Annotated in this window: 20 protein-coding genes; 13 read left to right on the forward strand and 7 right to left on the reverse strand. The window is 71.6% G+C overall.

Translation table 11 applies throughout. The features are described from left to right. Positions 1 to 7: 7 nt before the first annotated feature. Positions 8 to 1,396, reverse strand: coding sequence for a KamA family radical SAM protein (locus tag ACFHWT_RS15510; protein ID WP_416595298.1), 1,389 nt, complete (start codon positions 1,394 to 1,396; stop codon positions 8 to 10). 181 nt (positions 1,397 to 1,577) lie between these two features. Between ACFHWT_RS15510 and ACFHWT_RS15515 the strand changes: the two genes are divergently transcribed. The 4 genes from ACFHWT_RS15515 (at position 1,578) to ACFHWT_RS15530 (ending at position 6,769) form a co-directional block, all read left to right on the forward strand. After that, complete coding sequence (locus ACFHWT_RS15515; protein WP_416595299.1) at positions 1,578 to 3,203, forward strand: amidohydrolase; 1,626 nt, start codon at positions 1,578 to 1,580, stop codon at positions 3,201 to 3,203. Positions 3,204 to 3,771: 568 nt separating this feature from the next. Then, positions 3,772 to 5,379, forward strand: a complete 1,608-nt coding sequence (gene lnt / locus ACFHWT_RS15520) for an apolipoprotein N-acyltransferase (RefSeq protein WP_416595322.1) — start codon at positions 3,772 to 3,774, stop codon at positions 5,377 to 5,379. Beyond that, positions 5,376 to 6,179, forward strand: coding sequence for a polyprenol monophosphomannose synthase (locus tag ACFHWT_RS15525; protein WP_416595300.1), 804 nt, complete (start codon positions 5,376 to 5,378; stop codon positions 6,177 to 6,179). Before lnt ends, ACFHWT_RS15525 begins: the two co-directional genes overlap by 4 nt. Positions 6,180 to 6,235: 56 nt before the next feature. Beyond that, positions 6,236 to 6,769 (forward strand): FxsA family protein, encoded by a 534-nt coding sequence (locus tag ACFHWT_RS15530; RefSeq protein ID WP_416595301.1) that lies wholly within the window; start codon positions 6,236 to 6,238, stop codon positions 6,767 to 6,769. 104 nt (positions 6,770 to 6,873) lie between these two features. On the opposite strand, the gene ACFHWT_RS15535 is transcribed toward ACFHWT_RS15530, so the two are convergent. Both ACFHWT_RS15535 and ACFHWT_RS15540 read right to left on the reverse strand, forming a co-directional pair. After that, complete coding sequence (locus tag ACFHWT_RS15535) at positions 6,874 to 7,215, reverse strand: RNA polymerase-binding protein RbpA (RefSeq protein ID WP_123601539.1); 342 nt, start codon at positions 7,213 to 7,215, stop codon at positions 6,874 to 6,876. A gap of 244 nt (positions 7,216 to 7,459) precedes the next feature. Continuing rightward, positions 7,460 to 8,599 (reverse strand): serine/threonine protein kinase, encoded by a 1,140-nt coding sequence (locus tag ACFHWT_RS15540; protein ID WP_416595323.1) that lies wholly within the window; start codon positions 8,597 to 8,599, stop codon positions 7,460 to 7,462. Between the two features lie 73 nt (positions 8,600 to 8,672). Here ACFHWT_RS15540 and ACFHWT_RS15545 point away from each other — a divergent pair, with 73 nt between their 5' ends. Next, complete coding sequence (locus tag ACFHWT_RS15545) at positions 8,673 to 8,966, forward strand: hypothetical protein (protein WP_416595302.1); 294 nt, start codon at positions 8,673 to 8,675, stop codon at positions 8,964 to 8,966. Between the two features lie 97 nt (positions 8,967 to 9,063). On the opposite strand, the gene ACFHWT_RS15550 is transcribed toward ACFHWT_RS15545, so the two are convergent. Together ACFHWT_RS15550 and ACFHWT_RS15555 are read right to left on the reverse strand one after the other, a co-directional pair. Further along, positions 9,064 to 9,924: an ATP-grasp domain-containing protein gene (locus tag ACFHWT_RS15550; RefSeq protein ID WP_416595303.1), complete on the reverse strand. Its 861-nt coding sequence runs from the start codon at positions 9,922 to 9,924 to the stop codon at positions 9,064 to 9,066. A gap of 37 nt (positions 9,925 to 9,961) precedes the next feature. Continuing rightward, the gene (locus tag ACFHWT_RS15555; protein WP_416595304.1) at positions 9,962 to 10,291 is read right to left on the reverse strand and encodes a nucleoside triphosphate pyrophosphohydrolase family protein; all 330 of its coding nucleotides are present in this window, start codon (positions 10,289 to 10,291) and stop codon (positions 9,962 to 9,964) included. Between the two features lie 268 nt (positions 10,292 to 10,559). Between ACFHWT_RS15555 and ACFHWT_RS15560 the strand changes: the two genes are divergently transcribed. Beyond that, entirely contained in the window at positions 10,560 to 11,339 is a 780-nt protein-coding gene (locus tag ACFHWT_RS15560; RefSeq protein ID WP_416595305.1) for a class I SAM-dependent methyltransferase, read from the forward strand. A 52-nt stretch (positions 11,340 to 11,391) separates the two neighbouring features. Here ACFHWT_RS15560 and ACFHWT_RS15565 read toward each other — a convergent pair whose 3' ends face one another. Continuing rightward, positions 11,392 to 12,639 carry a MerR family transcriptional regulator gene (locus ACFHWT_RS15565; protein WP_416595306.1) on the reverse strand — a complete coding sequence of 416 codons (1,248 nt, stop codon included), beginning with the start codon at positions 12,637 to 12,639 and terminating at the stop codon, positions 11,392 to 11,394. Positions 12,640 to 12,725: 86 nt separating this feature from the next. Here ACFHWT_RS15565 and ACFHWT_RS15570 point away from each other — a divergent pair, with 86 nt between their 5' ends. Continuing rightward, positions 12,726 to 13,196 carry a DUF6194 family protein gene (locus ACFHWT_RS15570; RefSeq protein ID WP_416595307.1) on the forward strand — a complete coding sequence of 157 codons (471 nt, stop codon included), beginning with the start codon at positions 12,726 to 12,728 and terminating at the stop codon, positions 13,194 to 13,196. Positions 13,197 to 13,219: 23 nt separating this feature from the next. Here ACFHWT_RS15570 and ACFHWT_RS15575 read toward each other — a convergent pair whose 3' ends face one another. Then, a complete protein-coding gene (locus ACFHWT_RS15575; RefSeq protein WP_416595308.1) occupies positions 13,220 to 14,395 on the reverse strand; it encodes an erythromycin esterase family protein in 1,176 nt (391 codons plus the stop codon). Between the two features lie 139 nt (positions 14,396 to 14,534). Here ACFHWT_RS15575 and ACFHWT_RS15580 point away from each other — a divergent pair, with 139 nt between their 5' ends. The 6 genes from ACFHWT_RS15580 to ACFHWT_RS15605 form a co-directional block, all read left to right on the forward strand. Beyond that, positions 14,535 to 15,203, forward strand: a complete 669-nt coding sequence (locus ACFHWT_RS15580; protein WP_416595309.1) for a TioE family transcriptional regulator — start codon at positions 14,535 to 14,537, stop codon at positions 15,201 to 15,203. 43 nt (positions 15,204 to 15,246) lie between these two features. After that, positions 15,247 to 15,996 (forward strand): methyltransferase domain-containing protein, encoded by a 750-nt coding sequence (locus ACFHWT_RS15585; protein WP_416595310.1) that lies wholly within the window; start codon positions 15,247 to 15,249, stop codon positions 15,994 to 15,996. Positions 15,997 to 16,132: 136 nt separating this feature from the next. Next, positions 16,133 to 16,906 carry a Clp protease N-terminal domain-containing protein gene (locus ACFHWT_RS15590; RefSeq protein ID WP_416595311.1) on the forward strand — a complete coding sequence of 258 codons (774 nt, stop codon included), beginning with the start codon at positions 16,133 to 16,135 and terminating at the stop codon, positions 16,904 to 16,906. Between the two features lie 233 nt (positions 16,907 to 17,139). Continuing rightward, positions 17,140 to 17,565 (forward strand): Hsp20/alpha crystallin family protein, encoded by a 426-nt coding sequence (locus ACFHWT_RS15595; protein WP_416595312.1) that lies wholly within the window; start codon positions 17,140 to 17,142, stop codon positions 17,563 to 17,565. Between the two features lie 123 nt (positions 17,566 to 17,688). Then, on the forward strand, positions 17,689 to 18,513 hold the full coding sequence (locus ACFHWT_RS15600) for an SDR family NAD(P)-dependent oxidoreductase (protein WP_416595313.1): 825 nt from the start codon (positions 17,689 to 17,691) through the stop codon (positions 18,511 to 18,513). Positions 18,514 to 18,631: 118 nt separating this feature from the next. Next, a partial coding sequence (locus tag ACFHWT_RS15605) for a tyrosine-type recombinase/integrase (protein ID WP_416595315.1) occupies positions 18,632 to 19,322 on the forward strand: 691 nt, incomplete at its 3' end.

The following is a 19,322-nucleotide window of genomic DNA, read 5'->3' on the forward strand; positions in this document are numbered from 1 at the left end:
GACCGGATCAGCCGGTGGTGGTCGTCCGTTGCCGGGACCACCACCGCTGTCCGGACTCCGGCAGCGTGTCGATCGGGTCGTAGTACGGGTACCGCCGTCCCAGGTCGTCGGATCCGTCGAGTGAGGTTCGGTAGTTCTTGGTCCAGTAGGAGATGCCGTGCTCCCGGTCGTACTCGGTGAGCATGTGCACCCAGCGCTTGCCGACCAACGGCACGTCGCACACGATCCGCGGGGTGGCGTAGCCCGGTAGATAACCCATCAGATCGTGCTGCAGCTGCTGCGCGGTCCGGACCGGAACCCGCCAGTGTTCGGCGTTGGGAATCATGTCGCAGAGATAGAAGTAGTACGGGAGGATGCCGGCTTCGCCCTGGAGCGCGAAGCACAGGTCGAGCAGGCTGTGCAGGTCGGCGTTGACGCCGCGCATCAGCACTCCCTGGTTGCGCACGTCGCGGATGCCCACGTCGAGCGCGGTCTGGGCGGCTCGGGCGACCAGCGGGGTGAGTGACTGCACGTGGTTGACATGGGTGTGGATGGCAAGGTTGACGCCGCGGCTGGCGGCGGTACGGGCGACACGGCCCAGGCCGGTCACGACATCGGGTTGCAGCCAGTGCTGGGGTAGGCCCATGAGCGCCTTGGTGGCCAGCCGGATGTCGCGAATGCTGTCGATCTCCAGCAGGCTCTGCAGGTAGCTTTCGAGATGTCGCCAGGGGAGGTTGGCCACGTCGCCGCCGGAGACGACGACGTCGCGGACTCCGGGGTGCCCGCGCAGGTAGTCGAGTTGCGCCTGGTACCGGTTGGTGGGCTTGAGCGTCAGGCGCAGTTTGTCGATCGTCGGGGTGGAGTTGCCGACGAGGTCCATCCGGGTGCAGTGCCCGCAGTACTGCGGGCAGGTGGCGAGGAGTTCGGCGAGGACCTTGGTCGGGTAGCGGTGGGTCAGTCCCTCCGCCACCCACATGTCGTGTTCGTGCAGGGAGTCGCGGCTGGCGTACGGGTGGGACGGCCAGTCGGTCCGGCGGTCGCTGGCCAGCGGGAGCATGTAGCGCCGGATCGGGTCGGCCCGCAGGGAGTCGGTATCGGGTGCGCCTGCTGGCACCATCGTGTTGATCATCTGCGGGGTGACCAGCATGGACATGGTGGCGTGTCGGCTCTGGTCGGCGTCGAGTTCGGCGTAGAAGCCGTCGCGGACGAGGTCGCCGAGGACGGCGTGCAGTTGGGCGACGGTCTTGACGCAGTGGGCCCGTTGCCACTGGGCGGACTGCCACTGGTCGGGGGTGACGTCGCGCCAGCCGGGTAGTCGGGTCCAGTCGGGTTCGACGAGCTCGCGGCGCTGGTATTCGTACGGCTGGGGCAGCGTCGGGGTGGTTCCGGGATTGTCTGCCGAGATGGGTTGCAGCATCGGTCCTCCTGGCTCGGTGCGTCCGGTGGGGCGTACCGCACTCCTGGATAATTTCCTGTGTGCGGACTAGTCTGCCGTAAGTCTTCCGGTCTTGCTAGGTACTGGGTGGTGATTCGGTTGTCGATCGGCGGCTCCGGCGGGCAGGTGTCGTCCCCCGCGCAGGTAGCGGCAGACTGAGCTGATGACGACTCGTACGGTGGGTTCGGAGGCTGGGCTGCCCGCGGTGCTGTACCGGGGTGCCAGGTTGTACTGCCCGGCGGTGCCGGGAGCGACGGCGTTGCTGGTGCGTGACGGCCGGATCGGCTGGTTGGGCGCGGACACGGACGCGCCACCGGCGGACGTCGTGGTTGACCTGGCCGGCGCGCTGGTGACCCCGGCCTTCGTCGACGCGCACGTGCACGCGACCGACACCGGCCTGGTGCTGTCCGGCCTGGATCTGTCGTCGGTGCGTTCGCCGGCCGAGCTGGTCGACCGGGTGGCCGGCTTCGCGGCGGGGCTGCCGCCGGACGCGGTGGTGCTGGGGCACGGGTGGGATGAGTCGACGTGGCAGCGGCCGGTGCCGCCGGACGCGCGGCAGTTGTCGGCGGCGTCGGGTGGGCGTCGGGTGTACCTGTCTCAGGCGTCGATCCATTCGGCGCTGGTGTCGTCGGAGATGCTGGCGGCGGTGCCGGGTCTGGCGGAACGGTCCGATCCGCCAGGGTGGGTGCGGGAGGACGACCATCACGCGGTACGGGCGGTGGCGTTCGGGTCGTTGACACCAGCGCAGCGTGCGGCGGCGCAGCGGGCCGCGTTGGCTGCGGCGGCCGGGGCGGGTATCGCGGCGGTGCACGAGTGCGGCGGTCCGCAGACGTCGTCGGAGTCCGACTTCGTCTCCGTGCTGGCGATGTCGGGCGACGGCCTGCCGGAGGTGTACGGGTACTGGGGGGAGTTTCTGGGGGCGGCCCGGGCACGGGAGCTGGGCGCGGTGGCCGCCGGTGGTGACCTGTACGCCGACGGCGCGTTGGGGTCGCGGACGGCGTACCTGTCGCAGCCGTACGTCGACGGCGGCGGCGGCTGCGGCAGTTGTTTCCTGGCCGCCGGTCAGGTCGCGGCGCATCTGGTGGACTGTGTCCGGTCGGGGGTGCAGGGCGGGTTCCACGCGATCGGTGACGCGGCGGTGGCGGCGGTCGTGGACGGCTTCGCGGCGGCGGCCGGCGAGGTCGGGGTGGAGCGGTTGCGGGCCGGCCGGCACCGGGTGGAGCACGTCGAGCTAATCGACAAGCGGGTGATCGGGGCGTTCGTCGAGTTCGGGGTGGTGGCCAGTGTGCAGCCGGCGTTCGACCGGTTGTGGGGTGGTGAGGGTCAGATGTACGCGGCCCGGCTGGGGGTGGACCGGGCGTTGGCGTCGAATCCGTTCGGTGCGTTGCACGGGGTGGGCGTCACGTTGGCGTTCGGTTCGGACTCGCCGGTGACGCCGCTGGATCCGTGGGGTGCTGTCCGGGCCGCGGTTTCGCATTTCAATCCGGCGTCGCGGTTGGCGGTTCGGTCGGCGTTCGCCGCGCACACCAGGGGCGGTTGGCGGGCGTTGCCGCCGGGAGTGGTGCAGACCGCGCAGGAGGGTGCGTTGGCGCTGGGTGCGGCGGCGACGTTCGCGGTGTGGGAGACGCCGGCGGGTGTGTCGGCGGACGGCCTGCCGGTCCTGGTGGCGGAGGATCCGGCGTTGCGCGGGCCGGCGGATCCGACGCCGTTGCCGCGGTGTCTGCGGACGGTGCTGCGGGGTCGGGAGATCTTCGTGGCGGCGGGTCGGGCGGCGGCTGGCGTGGGGTGAGCCGGGGTGGCCGGTGACACGCCGGTGTTGACGCGCCGGTGGCGGTGGTCGATGTCCCTGGGCCGGGTTGACAGCACCGGGGGTGGCCCGCGTACCGTCTTTGAGTCCTACCACGGGAAGCGGCTGTTGTTCGCTTCGTTTCTTCGTCCGCTGGCCGAGCGACTGTTGTCGCAGTGTGGTTGTGCCGCTCGTGGATCGCCACGGGTGGTGTCCGCATCGGCCAGGTCCAGTGGGCGAGGGTCGGCGAGGCGGCGCGAACCGGCCGCGACTTTCCGGTGCACGGGCAGGTGGTCGTGCGGGGCCAGTAGACAACGGTCCGTCGGGGGCAGCCAGTTCCCGGTTGGCCGGTCCGAAGGTCGCCGTACGGTCGTCCTGCCGCATCGGCGGGGGAGGGGCCTGGGAGCGCGGGGCGCGGCCGGATCGGCCGCGCCCCGATTTCTCGTTTGGCGGCCGGTGCGTCGCCGGCGGTGGCTGTCGTCGTCGGATGGGCGGGGTTGCCGGTAGCCTTCGTCGGACGGATCGGTGGCTGCCGCAGGTGGTGGCCTGGCGGGTGGGGCTCGACGTGGCGATGGTGGATGCGGCGGTGGTGCCGGAGCGGTCGCGGCCGGTGGCGCTCGCGGCGGCGGGTGGCCCGTTGGGGTTGCCGTGGGCGATCGGTCTGGCGGTGTTGTCGGGTGCGGCGCTGCTGGTGGCTTTTCCGCCGTACGGCTGGTGGTGGGCGGCCCCGGTGGGGGTGGCGGCGTTGTCGGTGGCGGTGCATCGGCGTCGGTTGCGGGCGGGTGCGGGTCTGGGGTTCGTGGCCGGGGTGGTGTTCTTCGCGCCGTTGCTGAGTTGGACGAATCTGCACACGGGCAGTTTGCCGTGGGTGTTGCTGTCGGGGTTGCAGGCCGGTTATCTGGCGTTGTTGGGTGCGGTGGCGGCGTTCGTGTCGCCGGTGGTGGATCGTCGCCGGGTGGTGTTGTGGCCGGTGGTGACCGGGTTGTTGTGGGTGGGGCAGGAGGCGTTGCGGGGTCGGACGCCGTTCGGTGGGTTCCCGTGGGGGCGGTTGGCGTTCAGCCAGGGCGATTCGCCGGTGTTGTCGTGGGCGGCGGTGGGTGGGGCGCCGTTGGTGACGTTCGTGGTGGCGGTGGCCGGTGGGGTGTTGGCTGCGGGGGTGTGGCGTTCCTGGCGTTTCTGGCGGGGTTTGGCGCCGGTGGCCGGGGGTTTCGGGGTGGCGGTGCTGGTGCTGCTGGTGGGTGGGTTGGTGCCGGTGGGGGCCGGGTCGTCGGGTTCGGTGGTGGTGGCGCTCGTGCAGGGCAACGTGCCGCGGATGGGGTTGGATTTTAACGCTCAGCGGCGGGCTGTGTTGGACAACCATGTGCAGGGCACGGTCCGGTTGGCGCGGCAGGTGGCGGCCGGTGAGGTGCCGGCGCCGGATCTGGTGGTGTGGCCGGAGAACGCCAGCGACGTGGATCCGATGGGTGACGCGCGGGCGGCGGCGAGTATCGACGAGGCGGCGGCTGCTGTCGGGGTGCCGATCCTGGTGGGTGCGTTGGCGTACGGGCCCGGTGCCGGGGAGGTGCGCAACGTGAGTCTGGTGTGGGAGCCGGGTTCCGGTGGCGACGTCGAGCAGGTGTACGTGAAGCGGCATCCGGTGCCGTTCGCTGAGTATGTGCCGTTTCGGCGGTTGGCGCGGATGGTCACCGACCAGGTGGATCTGGTCCGGGCGGATTTCGTGGCCGGTTCGCAGCCGGGTGTGCTGCGGGTGGGTCCGGTGGCGGTCAGCGGCATCATCTGTTTCGAGGTGGCCTATGACGGGTTGGTCCGTGACACGGTGACCGGTGGTGCGCAGGTGTTGGCGGTTCAGACGAACAACGCGACGTTCAATGAGGCCGAGGCGGCGCAGCAGCTGGCGATGGTGCGGTTGCGGGCGGTGGAGCATGGCCGGGCCGGGTTGATGGCGTCGACCGTTGGCATATCGGCGTTTGTCGATCAGAATGGGCGGGTGTCGCAGCCTACCCGGTTCAACACGGCGGCCGCCGTGGTGAGTGAGCTCGAACTCGGGGCGACGCGTACTCTTGCGACTCGGATGGGTTTCTGGCCTGAAGCGGTGCTGGTGGTGTTCGCCGGCGCGGTGCTGGTCGCCGCGGTGTGGCTGCGGCGGCGGGTGGTCAGTTCGGATACGGAGGTACGGTGAGCGAGGCGGTGTCGGCGGGCAGCGGCCCGGAGGGCTACCCGGGTGTCGGTCGGGTGCTGGTGGTCGTCCCCACCTACAACGAGGCGGAGAACGTACGTCTGATCACCGCCCGGATCCGCGACGCCGTGCCCCAGGTCGACGTGCTGATCGCCGACGACAACTCGCCGGACGGAACCGGGGCGGTCGCCGATGAGCTGGCTGCGGCCGACGGCCAGGTGCATGTGCTGCACCGGCCGGGGAAGCAGGGTCTCGGCGCGGCCTACGTCGCCGGGTTCGGCTGGGCGCGGGAGCGTGGTTACGACGCGGTGGTCGAGATGGACGCCGACGGGTCGCATGCTCCGGAGCAGTTGCCGCAGCTGCTCGACGCGGCGCGGGACGCCGACGTGGTGATCGGCTCCCGGTGGGTGCCGGGCGGTGAGGTGGTGAACTGGCCCCGGCACCGGTGGGTGCTGTCGCAGGGGGCGAACCTGTACACCCGGTTGGCGTTGGGTATGCCGGTGCGGGACGCGACCGGTGGTTACCGGGTGTACCGGATCGCGGTACTCGACAAGATCGACTACGCGAGTGTGTCGTCGCAGGGCTATTCGTTCCAGGTGGAGCTGACCTGGCGGGCGCACCGTGAGGGGTTCCGCATCGTCGAGGTGCCGATCACGTTCGCGGAGCGGGAGCAGGGCGCGAGCAAGATGAGCGCGTCGATCGTGCGGGAGGCGTTGTGGCGGGTGACCGTCTGGGGGGTTCGGGCCCGCCGGGACGGGTTGACCGGCCGGCGTCGCGACACGGCGTCGGCGCGCTGGCCGTGACGACGGCGCGTGTCATGCTGGACAGGTGACCTGACGCCACGTTCGCAGGAGGTGACATGCGCCGGGGAGTGCGGTTGATCCCGTTGGCGTTGGCGGCTGGTCTGGTGCTGGAGGTCGCCGTCTTCCTGCTGATCGCCCATCAGATCGGCTACGGGTGGGCGTTGCTGTTGGTGCTGGCCGCTTCCCTGGCGGGTATGGCTCTGCTGCGTCGGGAAGGGATGCGTGCCTGGCGGAGTTTCCGGGCGGCGGCGCAGTCCGGTCGTCCGCCCGGCGAGCAGGTCAGTGATGGTCTGCTCGGGTTGGTCGCTGGTGTGTTGTTGGCGGCGCCGGGGCTGGTCAGTGGCGTGTTCGGTGGTGTGTTGGCGGTGCCGCAGGTGCGGCGGGTGGTGCGGCGGCGGGTTCAGGTCGCTGCGGAGCGGCGGATGTCGTCGGCGGCGGCCGGGGAGATGTTCGGGCCGCGCCGGGTGCGGGTGTATCCGCCGCCGACGGCGTCCGGTTCGCCGCCGGCGGGGTCTGCGGACGGTTCCGCGCAGCAGGCCGCTGCGGGTGGTCCGACGATCGAAGGGGAGATCGTCGACCCGCCGCGGTGAGCGGGCAACGCGGGGCGGGGCCGTGACGATGCCCCTGACGCCGGCGTACGGCATCAGGGGCATCGGGTGTCTGGTCTGCCCGCCGGTCGGCGGGGGCGGGTGGGTCAGACGCCGCCGCGTCGGTTGCGGACCTCCTGCAGACGTTCGGCCAGGATGTCTTCCAGTTCGGCGATCGACCGCCGTTCTAGCAGCATGTCCCAGTGGGTGCGTGGCGGCTTGGCCTTCTTCTGCTCCGGTTCGCTGCCGTCGACCAGCCGGGCGACGCTGCCGTCGAACTTACATTCCCAGGTCACCGGCACCTCTGCGTCGACGGCGAACGGGACCTCGAACTGGTGGCCTTTGGCGCAGAGGTACTCGCGGGTCTGGCGCGGCGCGAGTTCCGTGTTGCGGTCGGACTCGTAGCTGACTGCTCCCAGACGGCTTCCGCGCAGCATGCGCTCGCCCATGATCGGCTATCCCCTCGGTCGTGGTGCTGGTCTTCAGGTGTAACGATGTGCACGGGGCGGGCGATTCCCGCTGTCAGCGGACGCTGCCTGGTAGCGGCAGGGCCCGCGGCCCGGACGTGTGCGAGCGTATCCGGCCGATGCTCGCTGCCGCCGTGTCACCGGTGCGCGGACGCCGTCGCCGCCGGGATGAAACACGGCGTTAACGAAGTCTGGCACATCGGTGACGATGTTGATGCGATGTAGGTCACTGTGCCGGCGCCGCCGGTGGCTTGTCGACCGGCCGCTGGGCGGTGCTGAGCGCTGCCAGCGCCGTGGCGAGGTCGCTGACTTGGCGGGACAGTTCCGTGACCCGGTTCTGGGCGTTGTCACGTTCGGCCCGGGCGGTGTCGAGGGCGGCGGCGAGTTCCGTCGCGGTGTGTCGGGCCTGTTCGGCGCGGGCGACGGCGGCTGCGGTCTCCGCCCGGGCAGTGTCGGCGTCGGCGCGGGCGGTGTCGGCATCGTGTCGCGCCGCATCGGCGCGCCGCTGCCACTGGTCGATGTCGGCGCGGGCCCGGTGCAGCTCTTCACCCGTGGCGGCGGCTTCTGTGCGCGCCTGGGCGGCGTCGGCCCGGGCGGCGTCGGCTTGCGCGTCGGCCCGGTCGGCGCGGATGTCGGCCTGCCGGCGGTGGTCGTCGGCGGTGCGTGCGGCTTCGCTGGCGTCGGCCGCTGCGGCGGTGGCGGCTGCCGCTTCCCGGGTGAGTTCGTCGATGACGCGCCGGTCCTCGTCGCGTTGCCGGGTCAGTTGTTCCAGTTGTTCGCGGGCGGTGTCGCGGTCGTGTTCGGCCTGCCGCAGCAGTGCGGCGGCGGCGGCGGCCTGTTGCTGCGCGGTGGCCTGTTCCGTCCGTGCCTGCGCGGCCTGCTGATGGGCCGCTGCGGCTTCGGCGGTCGCGGTGTCGGCGCGCGTCTCGGCGGTTTCGGCGCGGGCGGCGGCCTGCGCGGCGATCTGTTGTGCATGGGTGACGGCTTCGGCGGCGGCTTCGGCTGTCTGCCGCGCGTCGTCGCGTTCGGCCTGGGCGGCGGCGAGGGTGGCGGCGGCTTCGGCCCGGACTTCGGCGACGCGACGGTCGACGCCGGCTGGGGAGAGTTCGGCGTGCAGTGTCTCGGTGAGGGTGCCGACCATCTGGTCGAGGCGGTCGACGAGTTCCCAGCTGCGGGCGATCTGGCCGGCGAGACCGGGGGCGTCGCGGCGGCGCATCCGGTTGGCGCGGGAGGCGCGTTGGCAGGCTCCGTCGTTGTCGCGGCAGTACCGGAAGGGGCGGCCGGCGGCTGCCCGTTGCGGTACGGGTGCGCCGCAGTGTGCGCAGGGCCGGGTTGCGGTATCGGTGTCCGGCGGCGGGGTGTCCATCGCCGCCGAAGTGTAGTTGCCGGTCTGACGCGTACCGCCGTCGTGGTGGCCGTAGGTGTGCCTTCGGCGGGCCATGGATCTGACCGAGGCGTACAACCGCACGTCGGCGCGTGACGGTGAGCGGCGCTGGGCGCTGCTCGTCGAACTGTTCGCTGAGGTGGGGGAGGACACCGAGGTACGGCCTCCGCTGCGGGTCGACTACGGCGTCCACACCAGCGTCGGGTCGCGTACCTTCGTCAACTTCGGGCTGGTGGCGTTGGATGCGGCGGCCATCAGCGTCGGTGACGATGTGCAGATCGGCTGCAACGTGCAGGTGTTGACGCCGACGCATCCGCTCGCGGCCGGTGCACGCCGGGATCGGTGGTGACCCGGAGCCTGCCGGCCGGGGTGCTCGCGGTCGGCAACCCGGCGCGGGTGGTGCGGGATCTGCCGGGCGACCGGACCGGCGGAGGGTGACGCGGGCGTCAGTCGGCCTGCAGGGCGTCGACGAGACGCTCGAGCGCGGCCGGTGTGTTCTGGGGCAGGAACAGGGAGGGCTCCACCAGTTCCAGTTCCAGCACGCATGGCTGGCCGTGGTCGTCGCGGACGAGGTCGACCCGGGCGTAGAGCGGGACGCCGAACGAGTCGGTGACGGTGTCGACGGCTTTGCGCGCTACGGCGATCAGTTCCGGGTCGGCGACATGTGGCGTGCTGGTTTCCGGCGCGAACAGGTCGTCGACCGGGTCGGTGTGGGGCAGCAGGACCCGTTTGTTCGCGGCGTGGCTGTACCTGCCGGTGAAGAAGACGAGGGGCCATTCTCCGTCGTCGGCCACCGAGGTGAGTCGTGGCTGGACCAGCACGCTGGTGCCGGCGGCGTGCAGTCTGCGGACGTGGGCGTACGCCTCGTCGTGCTGTGCCGGCCGGTACGAGGCGACGTGCCGGCTTCCCGCGCCGACGGCCGGTTTCACCACGAAGTCGCCAGCGGGGAAGTGTGGACGGTGCCCCGGCTCCACGAACGTGGTCGGTGTGACGGGTACCCCGGCCCGGTCGAGGTCAGCGAGGTAGTGCTTGTCCAGGTTCCACCGCAGCATCCGTAGCGGATTACGCAGATCCGTCACCTGTTCGACGGTTTCCAGCCAGGTGAGGAACTGTCTGAGTTGCTGTGGGTAGTCCCAGGTCGAACGCAGGACGGCCCGGTCGTAGTCGGCCCACCGCACCGCAGGGTCGTTCCACACCACCACGTCGACGGCGAGGCCGGCCTGCCGTAGCGCCGGCAGGGCCAGCGGTTCGTCCTCGTCGTGTCCGCGTGCCTCGTGGGCGGAGACCCATGCCAGCCGGGTGACCATGCGCTGATCGTACGGCCCGGACGGTGGACGGGCCGGGTCAGCGGTTGTCGCCGCTGCCACCGAGTACGCCACGGTTCTGGCGGCTGGCCAGCTTGGCCAGGTTATCGGTCGCGATGTCGTTCAGTGAGAGGTCGAGGTAGGCGGCGAGGGTCGCCACGTACCACAGGACGTCGCCGAGTTCCTTGGCGATGTCGGCCCGGTCGAGCCTGGACTCGTCGCTGTCGTGGTCTCGGACCCATTTCTTGAACTTTTCGGCGACTTCGCCGGACTCGCCGACAAGGCCGAGTACCAGGTGGAGCAGTTCGTTCTTCTTGTCACGCGGCGCGGCGGTGTGCAGGGCGCCGCGCTGGTAGTCGTCCAGGTCCATGGCGGACCAGTATGGCGGTTCCCGCTCACCGGGCTCCTCCGCACCCGGTGGCCCGATTATCGAATTACCGTTAATCACAATCCGATAATCGGAGTTGACGTGTGGTCACGGAGAACTGATACACCATAATGACAGTTATGTGGTGCCCGGGCGTTCCCGTCTGGCGTCAGCTCGTGTGGCGGGCGCCCGTCGGTCAGAATCGGCACGTCGGCGACGGTCTCGGCGAGGATGGTGCGGTGCAGGCGCGGATCGACGTGGCCTCGGTCAGGTGTTCAACGAGGTGCCGGAACTGTACGACAGGGTCCGGCCGGGGTACCCCGACGCGTTGTTCGCCGACCTCGTCACCATCACCGGCCTAGGTGAGAGGTCGCCTGTGCTTGAGGTGGGCTGCGGTACCGGTCAGGCGACCCGTTCGCTGGCGGCACTCGGGTGTTCGGTGACCGCCATCGAGCCGGGCGCGGGTATGGTCGCGCTTGCTCGCCAACGGCTCGCCACCTTCGTCAACGTCACCGTCGAGTCGTCGACGTTCGAAGAGTGGGACGACCGCGGTCGACGCTTCGACCTCCTCGTGGCAGCTTCAGCGTGGCACTGGGTCGATCCTGCGATCGGCTGGCGGCGAGCACGCGAGGTGCTCCACCCCGAGGGCTGGATGGCGCTGCTCGGCCACGTCGTCATCCGCCGGCCCGGCGAGCCGGAGGTGTACGCGGAGACCGCCGATCTCCACGAACGGTTCTCCCCCGGGAATCCCGACTGGGGCCGTCCGCCGATTGAGGGCGACGTGCGCAGCACCCACGAGGGCTGGGGACTGGTCGACGATCCTGGCGGCCTGTTCGGCCCCACGATCGTGCGCTGGTACCCCACCGTTCAGTGGTTCGACGGCGACGGGTTCGCCGACCTCCTGCGCTCGCAGTCGCCGTACCGCAGGCTCGATCGCGATGTCCGCGAGCCGCTGCTCGACGCCATCGCCGAGCGCATCCGCACCCGCATGGGTGACCGAGCGGCACGCCGGTACCTGAGCGTCCTGCGTATCGGTCAGCGCGCGGAGTGAGCTCAGCGGTAATCCGGTCACGTTCTTCATTGACGTCCGTAAGCTGGTGCTCCTACGCGGACGCCAGCAGCTGCGTCAGCCGGTCCAGGCCGGCTCTGATCAGCCGGGCGTACTCGTCGTCGCCCAGGGCGTCGATGCCCGCCTGCGCGTGCCGCAGGTGTTCCCGGGCTCGGTCGAGGTCACCGAGCTTGCGGTGACACTCGCCGAGGTTGAGGTGCAGCGACGGGTACAGGCCGGCCACCGGCAGGGCCACGCCGGCCTGCGCCACCCGGGTGTCGGTGAGCAGGTCGGCCGCGGCCAGGGCCCGCTGGTCCCAGAGCAGCTCCTGGTGCACGTCGTCCTGCACGTCGGCCATCGCGTGGGCGAGGACGCAGACGTGCAGCGGATCCCCGTCCTGTCCGCCGATCTCGTCCCAGATCCGGGTGAACAGGTCACGGGAGGCGTCCCGTTGACCGCGCTGGTGGTGCAGCTGCACCCCGTCGTTGATGCGGGCGAGCGTGGCGTCGACGGTCATCGGCTGCTCCCGGAACGTGCATGTCGCGGCGACACCGATGGTAGTCGGCCGGCCGGCCGGACCCGACCGGTCGACCGACGGGGCGTGGTCCGGGGCGGCGGTGAGCGTGAGCACGGTGGCCAGTGCGGCGGCGGCGTCGAGCAGGGCCCGGGACCGGGCGGTGAGGTCGGCGTCGCGGACCGCCAACGCCGCGGTGACGTCGGCCGACCGCCCGGCGGAGCGCAGTCGCGGCATCAGGGCCCGCAGCGGTGCGACCCGGTAGCCGGCCTGACGCAGCTGGTGCACGACGCGGGCGTCGCGGACCTGGGCCGGAGTGTAGCGGCGGGGTCCGCCCGCCCGGTCACGGTCGGGCACGACGAGTCCTTCGGCGTGCCAGTGCCGCAGGGTCGAGGGGCGGACACCGAGGGCCGCGGCCAGCTCGGAGATGCTCATCGCGTCGTGGTCGCGTACGTCGTCGATGGGTTCGGCGGTGATGACCCGGGCCGCCAGCTGGGCCTGTCGCAGGTCGGCGCGTTCGGTGTGCAGCCGGGCGTGGGCGGCGTCGAGCAGGGCGAGCATCCCGTCGGCCGGGCGGCGGTGGGCGGCCCGGACGATCCTGCGGGCCTCGGCCGGTCCGACCGCCGTGGCCAGGTCCCGGTAGGCCAGCGCCGACTGCAAGTGTCGTTCCCCGAAGACCCGGTGTCCGGTGGCGGTACGGGCCGCCGGCGGCAGGACACCGTCGCGTTCGAGGTTGCGGATCTGCTGAACGCCGTACCCGGCCCGCCGGGCGACGTCGACGGTGCGCATTCGAGGCGGGTGGAGACCTTCCGCCTCGTCCACCTGTTGCGGTGACGGAGAAGTCTCCATGAGCACTGCAATGTAACGCTTGAGGTATGACCCAGGACGAGATCATCGCGTTCGTCGCCGGCCTCGGCGACGTACTGACCCTCAGACCGGCGTCCGGCGACGGCACGCCGCCGATCAGCTGGGGCGACACGTTCTTCTACGTCTCGCCCGACGGCACGGTTCCGACCAGGCGGCAGCCGTTCGCCACGATCGTGACCAAGGACTACCCGGGCGACGCGATGTCGCGCCTGGACCGGCCGGGTGTGTTCCGGCTCAACATCGCCGTCGGACGCGACGATTTCCTGCGGCACGCCGGGCATGAGCCTCGCGGGGCCGCCCCGGCCGGGGTCGATCCCGCCGCCGCCGACACCGTGTTCGCCCATCCCGTGTACGGGGCCGGCGGCTGGCTGGCGGTGGTCGACCCCGGTCCGCGCACCGACGCGGTGGTGCGTGACCTGCTGCGCGCGGCACACCGTCGCGCCGGCGCACACCACCGACGACGGGACGCCAGGAGTTAGCGGGTGGGCGCGCCCACCCGCTGTCACCGCGGTGTGCCCGGTCGGGGGACGTGGTTGACGAACACGACGCCGTCGACCGTGTCGAGCTGCGCCGGATCCAGCGGGAAGTACGCGAAGTCAGGGCTGACCCGTGGGACGGCTGCGGTGAGGGTCCGGGCCAGTCGGCGGGCGTCGACGAGGCAGGTGTCCCACGGCAGGGTGGCCAGGACACCTTCGACGGTGTCCGCCGGTGGGGTGTCGTCGCCGACGGTACCGAGGGCGGAGGCCAGGTAGGCGTACCGGTCGCCGAGGCGGGCCGCGGTGATCGCGCCCGCGCTCCACATCCGCAGCTGCTGGTCGCCGAACGACATGACGCTGCGGTTGCGCTGCAGGTGCAGGTTGTGGGCGAACACCAGGGCGGGGCCGTGGTCGGCGACGGCCCGCAGGTTGGCGGCCATCATCGCGTCCCGCAGCGCCGACAGCCGGGCGATCCTGGCGGGGGACGGGTCGGCCATCGCGTGGTGGTAGCGGAGCAGACCGACTGCGGTACGCCCGTACAGTTCCGCCCGTTCGCGGTCGGCGGCGTCCAGCTGCGGCGCCTGGGTGTCGAGCAGCGCCAGCAGGTCGTCGGTGATCAGCCGGAGCTGCTGGGCGTCGGGGGACCGGCCGATCGACCGGGACGGGTCGGTGACGGTGGCCGGGTCGGACCAGCGGTCGTCCGGGCCGAGCAGTGTGTCGAGGGTGTCCCGGGTGCCCGGCGGCGGGCCGTCGAGCAGGTCGTGCAGGCCGGTGAGTGCCTGGCGTGGGCTGGCCGCCCAGTACTCCAGCGGGCCGTCGAAGCCGTGGAACCGTAGTTTGTCGTCGTGGTCGTCGTGGTCGTCGTTGTAGGCCCGCATCCAGCTGACGAGGTCGCGGTTTGCCGGTGACGTGCCGAACTGGTGGCTGAAGCCGTGGCGCATGACGTCGTCGAGGGTGCCGGTGCCCGTCGTGACGTAGTCGTCGACGACGAGGCCCATCAGGCAGTCGCTTTCGACGGCGATCGACCGGTAGCCCTCGTGGGTGACGAGGTGCCGGAAGATCTCGTTGCGCAGCTGGCCCAGTTCCGCCACGAAGTGCCGGGCCTCGCCGAGGCCGAGCAGCAGGGGTCTGGCGGGCAGCGACCGCAGCAACGCCGAGATGCCCGCGCCGTCGACGGGTCGGGCGGTGTCCGTGATATCCATTCCTTCAACGGTATCGTTGAACCAACGGTGTAAGGTTTGTGTGCGTCCGGCGCTGTGGACGCCTCGTCAACTTTCAAACTGTGGGGTAGCTGTGCGGCCGGTGGACCTGGCGCGGGAGCATGGTCTGTCCCCTCAGGCGGTGCGCAACTACGAGCAGGCCGGTGTCCTGCCGGCGGCTGCGCGGACCGCCGCGGGTTACCGGGTCTACACGCCGGTGCACGCGCAGGCGCTGCGGGCGTTCGTCGCGCTGGTGGCCGGGCACGGTCACGCCACGGCGACGTCGATCATGCGGGCGGTGAACCGGGGCGCCGTCGACGACGCGCTGCGGCTCGTCGATGACAGCCACTGCCATTTGGTCGAGGACCGGCGTACCGTGCAGGCGGTCGAGGCCGCGCTGCGCGATCTGGTGCCGGTCGCGCCCGAGCGTGGCGGGACGTTCATCGGTCCGTTGGCGGCGCGGCTCGGTCTGCGTCCGGCCACCCTGCGCGCGTGGGAGGCCGCCGGTCTGGTCCGGCCGGGCCGGGACCGGCGGACCGGGTACCGGGTCTACGACGCGGCCGACGTGCGGGACGTGATGCTGGTCCACCAGCTGCGCCGGGGTGGCCATCTGCTGGAGCAGATCGCGCCGTTGATCACGCAGGTTCGGTCCGCCGGCGGCGTCGCCCCGCTGGAGTCGACGCTGCGTGCGTGGCGGGACCGGCTGTCCGCACGGGGCCGCGCGATGCTGGCCGGCGCCGCCGAACTGGACGGCTATCTGCGTGACCGGGCGGCGACGTCAGCCGGGTCGGCCGCGGGTGGGCCGGACTGATTCTCGGTGGCCAGGGTCGCCCGGTGCGGGTCAGACTCGTCCGGTGTCGACGTTCGACGAGCTGATCGCCGAGGCTTCGGCGGTGCCGGTGGCGGGCTGGGACTTTTCCTGGTTCGCCGGCCGGGCCACCGAGCAGCGGCCGTCCTGGGGGTACGCGCGGCTGGTGGGCCGTCAGATGGCCGGTGCCCGGCGGGCGGTGGACCTGCAGACCGGTGGCGGCGAGGTGCTGGCCGGCGTCACGTCGGTGCCGCCGCTGCTGGTGGCGACGGAGGCCTGGCCGCCGAACGTGGCCGTGGCGCGGCGGCGGCTGGCACCGCTGGGTGTGCATGTCGTGCGCGCCGCGCAGGACGGCGGGCTGCCGTTGCGGTCCGGTTGTTTCGACCTGGTGGTGAGCCGGCATCCGACGGTGGTGCCCTGGTCCGAGGTGGCGCGGGTGCTGGCGCCGGGCGGGGCGTACCTGTCCCAGCAGATCGGCCCGGACTCGGTCGGTGAGCTGCGGGCGGCGTTGGGGGTGTCGGTGCCGCCGCGTGCCGATCAGCGTCCGGACCGGGTGCGTGACGCGGCGACGGCGGCCGGTCTGGACGTGGTCGACCTGCGGATGGAGTCGCTGCGGATGGAGTTCTTCGACATCGCCGCGGTGGTCGTGTTCCTGCGCAAGGTGGTGTGGACAGTGCCGGGTTTCACGGTGGACCGTTACCGGGACCGGTTGGCGGCGCTGCACCGCAGGATCTGCGCCGAGGGGGTGTTCGTGGCGTACTCGCGCCGGGTGCTGGTGCGGGCGTACCGGCGGTGACGCCGGTACGCCCGCAGACCGGGCATCCCGCACCTCGCCAGCCAGACCGGCCCTTTGGATAACCCCTGTATACCCCCGTAGGGGTTAGATGTGATACCCTCGTCAGGTCCGAATCTGTACCGAGGGGGCCAAATCCATGCCAAAGATCAACGTCTATCTGCCGGACGACCTCGCGGACGCGGTCCGCGACACCGGCATCGCGGTGTCGGCGGTGTGTCAGCGTGCACTGGAACAGGCCGTCCGACGGGTCACCGCGATCCGGGCGACGAACCTGGCCGACCTGGACGCCGACCAGTTGGCGGCGCAGCTGCCCCACCTGACCGCCCGCACCCGTGACGTACTGCTACGGGCCCGGACACAGGCGCGCTCCGCCCACGCCGCCGAGGTCGGCACCCGGCACCTGCTCGCCGCGCTACTCGACGAGGGTGACAACCTCGGCGTCCGGGTGCTGCAGACGATCGAGGTGCCGCCGGCCCAGGTCACGGCCCGGTTGGCCGCCGTGGTCGCGGCCCCGACGAGCGATTCGGAGCCGACCCTGCGGTTCACCGGCACCGGGGCGAGCGCGCTCGAACTGGCCGTCACCGAGGCCACCGCGCTCGGTCACAACTACGTCGGCTGTGAGCATCTGCTGCTCGGGCTGGTCGCCGAGCCGGACGGCACCGCGGGACGGGTACTGCGTGACTCCGGTGTCGAGCTGCGGGCGACCCGGCGCGCGGTGGTGGCGGCCCTCGCCGGGTACGCCCACCTGCGTGCCCAGGCGGCGACCACCTCCGCCGGCGTCGGCGACGCGACAGCGACGGCCGGGACGGATCCGCTCGCTGCGGTCGCGGCCCTGGTCCGCCGTGAGCTGGCGCCGATCACCCGACGGCTGGAGCAGTTGGAGCGCCGGGTCGCAGTCTCAGCCGAGTAGGCCCAGGTCTATGGCGTTCGCGAGCCTGGATGGACCCGGCGTCGCGACGCCGGGTACCGCCGTGGCCTTCGTTGGTGATCCTGCCGGACGGCGACGGGACCGGTCGACCCGTTTGTCCCGCGTTCGGGACGACTTGACGCCCTCAGGGTTGCGCGCTATAGCTATAAGTAAGTTGAGTCTGCGGGGCTCAACTTCAGGTAGCGAGGAGCCCGCACCCGTGAGGAGGTCCGACCATGTTGATGCGCACCGACCCGTTCCGTGAGATCGACCGGATCGCCGAGCAGTTCTTCGGCACCACCACCCGTCCGGCCGTCATGCACCTGGACGCCTACCGCGACGGCGACTGGTTCTACGCCGCGTTCGACCTGCCCGGCGTCGACCCGGACAGCATCGAGTGCACGGTGGAACGCAATGTCCTGACGGTGCGTGCCCAGCGCAACCGCCCCAGCGGCGACAAGGTCGAACTCGTCGCCGCGGAGCGGCCGATGGGCACGTTCACCCGGCAGCTGTTCCTCGGCGACACCCTCGACACCGACAAGCTGGAGGCCGGCTACGAGGCCGGCGTGCTGACCCTGCGGATCCCGGTGGCGGAGCGGGCCAAGCCGCGCCGGGTCTCGATCAGCGTCGGCGACGACGGCCGCCGGCAGCTCGGCAACTGAAACCCGCACCGTCTGTCCCCTCCCGGCGCACCGGGAAGCACCGGGAGGGGACTCGTCGTGTCCGGCGGGGGACAAGCCGGGAAACGCCTCGCGCCGGTGCCGCCGGCCGGGCATCCTGGGAAGATGATCGACCCCCGGTTGACCGGGCACGTCGCGATCGTGACCGGCGCGAACCAGGGCATCGGCGCGGCGATCGCGCTCGCCCTGGCCACCCAGGGCGCCGCGGTGCTCGCCGCGTACCTGCGGATGGACCCGTCCCCCTACGCCGACGATCCGTCGTTCCCCGCCCAGTACGGGCGGGTCCGCGCCCAGGACGCCCGCAGCGTCGTCGACCGGATCGTCGCCGCCGGCGGCAAAGCGGTGGCCGTGGAGGCGGACCTGGCGGATCCGGCCACCCCGGCCCGGCTGTTCGACGAGGCGGCGGCCTCGTTCGGCCCGGTCGACATCCTGGTCAACAACGCCAGCGGCTGGCTCAGCGACACGTTCCGGCCGGACAGCCGGGACCGGTTCGGCCGGCCGTTGACCCACGTCGACGCCGGCACCTTCGACCGCCAGTTCGCCGTCGACGCCCGCGCCCCGGCGCTGCTGATCGCCGAGTTCGCCCGCCGGCACCTGGCCCGTAAGGCCAGCTGGGGGCGGATCGTCGGGTTGACCTCCGGCGGCCCGCACGGCTTCCCCGAGGAGGTGTCGTACGGGGCGGCGAAGGCCGCGCAGGAGAACTACACCATGTCGGCGGCCGCCGAACTCGCCGCGTACGGGGTGACCGCCAACGTGGTGCAGCCGCCGGTCACCGACACCGGCTGGGTGACGCCGGAGGTGGAGAAGCAGCTCACCGGTTCGAGTCCGCTGAGCCGTATCGCCCGCCCGGAGGACGTCGCCGAGGTCGTCACCCTGCTCGCCTCGCACCAGGCCCGTTACGTGACCGGCCAGATCGTCCGGATGTCCTGACGGCGCCGTACCGCGTGTCGCGGCCGCCCGGGCAGGCGTCAGGGTCAGGTTCAGCGCGGAAAGATCACGTACGGCGTTTCGGCGTCGTCGGCGGCACCGGCTTTGGCATCCTGCTGCGATGCGTCACCCCACCACCCCCGGTCTCGTCCCCCAACCGGTCGACCGCGGCCTGACCGCCGCCACCGCCCCGGTCGACTTCACCGAGGCGTGGCTGCGCAACCGTCGGCTGTCCGAGCACACCCGGGCCGCCTACCGCCGGGACGTGACGGGCTGGTTGTCGTGGTGTTCCGCGACTGGACTCGACCCGCTGCAGGCGTCGTTCCTGGACGTCAACGCGTACGCCCGGGCGTTGGAGGCCACCGTCGACCAGCGCAGCGGACGGCTGCTGACCCCGGCGACGGTGGCCCGGAAACTGTCCGCCATGTCCAGCTGGTACGCGTTCCTGGTGCGGCTGCGGGCGGTGCCGGCCAACCCGGTGACCGACGCGGACCGGCCGCGGATCGACCGGGACCACTCGGCGACTGTCGGGTTGAGTCCCGACCAGGTCGACGCGTTGTTCGCTGCGGCCCGCGCCGACACCGGGGCGAGCGGTCCGCGTAACCTCGCCGTGCTGGCGTTGCTGGCCGATCTGGGGCTGCGCGTCGGTGAACTGGTCAGCCTGGACGTCGCCGACGTCGGCGACGAGCGGGGGCACCGCAGCGTGCGGTTCGTCGGCAAGGGCGGCCGGTCCCGCCGCCGGGCGCTGGCGCCGGACACGGCGGCGGCGCTCGACGCGTACCTGGCCGCCCGGTGTCGAACACATACTGCAC

This window comes from Micromonospora sp. LOL_021 (assembly GCF_048060215.1).
Taxonomy (GTDB): Bacteria; Actinomycetota; Actinomycetes; order Mycobacteriales; family Micromonosporaceae; genus Micromonospora_E.

What these genes read in the sequence shown, in the direction of transcription:
- ACFHWT_RS15550 (WP_416595303.1), bottom strand. Translation starts at nt 9,924, where the DNA reads ATGGTCACCCGGCTGGCATGGGTCTCCGCCCACGAGGCACGCGGACAC.
- ACFHWT_RS15600 (WP_416595313.1), top strand. Translation starts at nt 17,689, where the DNA reads ATGATCGACCCCCGGTTGACCGGGCACGTCGCGATCGTGACCGGCGCG.
- ACFHWT_RS15540 (WP_416595323.1), bottom strand. Translation starts at nt 8,599, where the DNA reads ATGGACACCCCGCCGCCGGACACCGATACCGCAACCCGGCCCTGCGCA.
- ACFHWT_RS15545 (WP_416595302.1), top strand. Translation starts at nt 8,673, where the DNA reads ATGGATCTGACCGAGGCGTACAACCGCACGTCGGCGCGTGACGGTGAG.
- ACFHWT_RS15530 (WP_416595301.1), top strand. Translation starts at nt 6,236, where the DNA reads ATGCGCCGGGGAGTGCGGTTGATCCCGTTGGCGTTGGCGGCTGGTCTG.
- ACFHWT_RS15570 (WP_416595307.1), top strand. Translation starts at nt 12,726, where the DNA reads ATGACCCAGGACGAGATCATCGCGTTCGTCGCCGGCCTCGGCGACGTA.
- lnt (WP_416595322.1), top strand. Translation starts at nt 3,772, where the DNA reads ATGGTGGATGCGGCGGTGGTGCCGGAGCGGTCGCGGCCGGTGGCGCTC.
- ACFHWT_RS15595 (WP_416595312.1), top strand. Translation starts at nt 17,140, where the DNA reads ATGTTGATGCGCACCGACCCGTTCCGTGAGATCGACCGGATCGCCGAG.
- ACFHWT_RS15510 (WP_416595298.1), bottom strand. Translation starts at nt 1,396, where the DNA reads ATGCTGCAACCCATCTCGGCAGACAATCCCGGAACCACCCCGACGCTG.
- ACFHWT_RS15515 (WP_416595299.1), top strand. Translation starts at nt 1,578, where the DNA reads ATGACGACTCGTACGGTGGGTTCGGAGGCTGGGCTGCCCGCGGTGCTG.
- ACFHWT_RS15535 (WP_123601539.1), bottom strand. Translation starts at nt 7,215, where the DNA reads ATGGGCGAGCGCATGCTGCGCGGAAGCCGTCTGGGAGCAGTCAGCTAC.
- ACFHWT_RS15565 (WP_416595306.1), bottom strand. Translation starts at nt 12,639, where the DNA reads ATGCGCACCGTCGACGTCGCCCGGCGGGCCGGGTACGGCGTTCAGCAG.
- ACFHWT_RS15575 (WP_416595308.1), bottom strand. Translation starts at nt 14,395, where the DNA reads ATGGATATCACGGACACCGCCCGACCCGTCGACGGCGCGGGCATCTCG.
- ACFHWT_RS15590 (WP_416595311.1), top strand. Translation starts at nt 16,133, where the DNA reads ATGCCAAAGATCAACGTCTATCTGCCGGACGACCTCGCGGACGCGGTC.
- ACFHWT_RS15555 (WP_416595304.1), bottom strand. Translation starts at nt 10,291, where the DNA reads ATGGACCTGGACGACTACCAGCGCGGCGCCCTGCACACCGCCGCGCCG.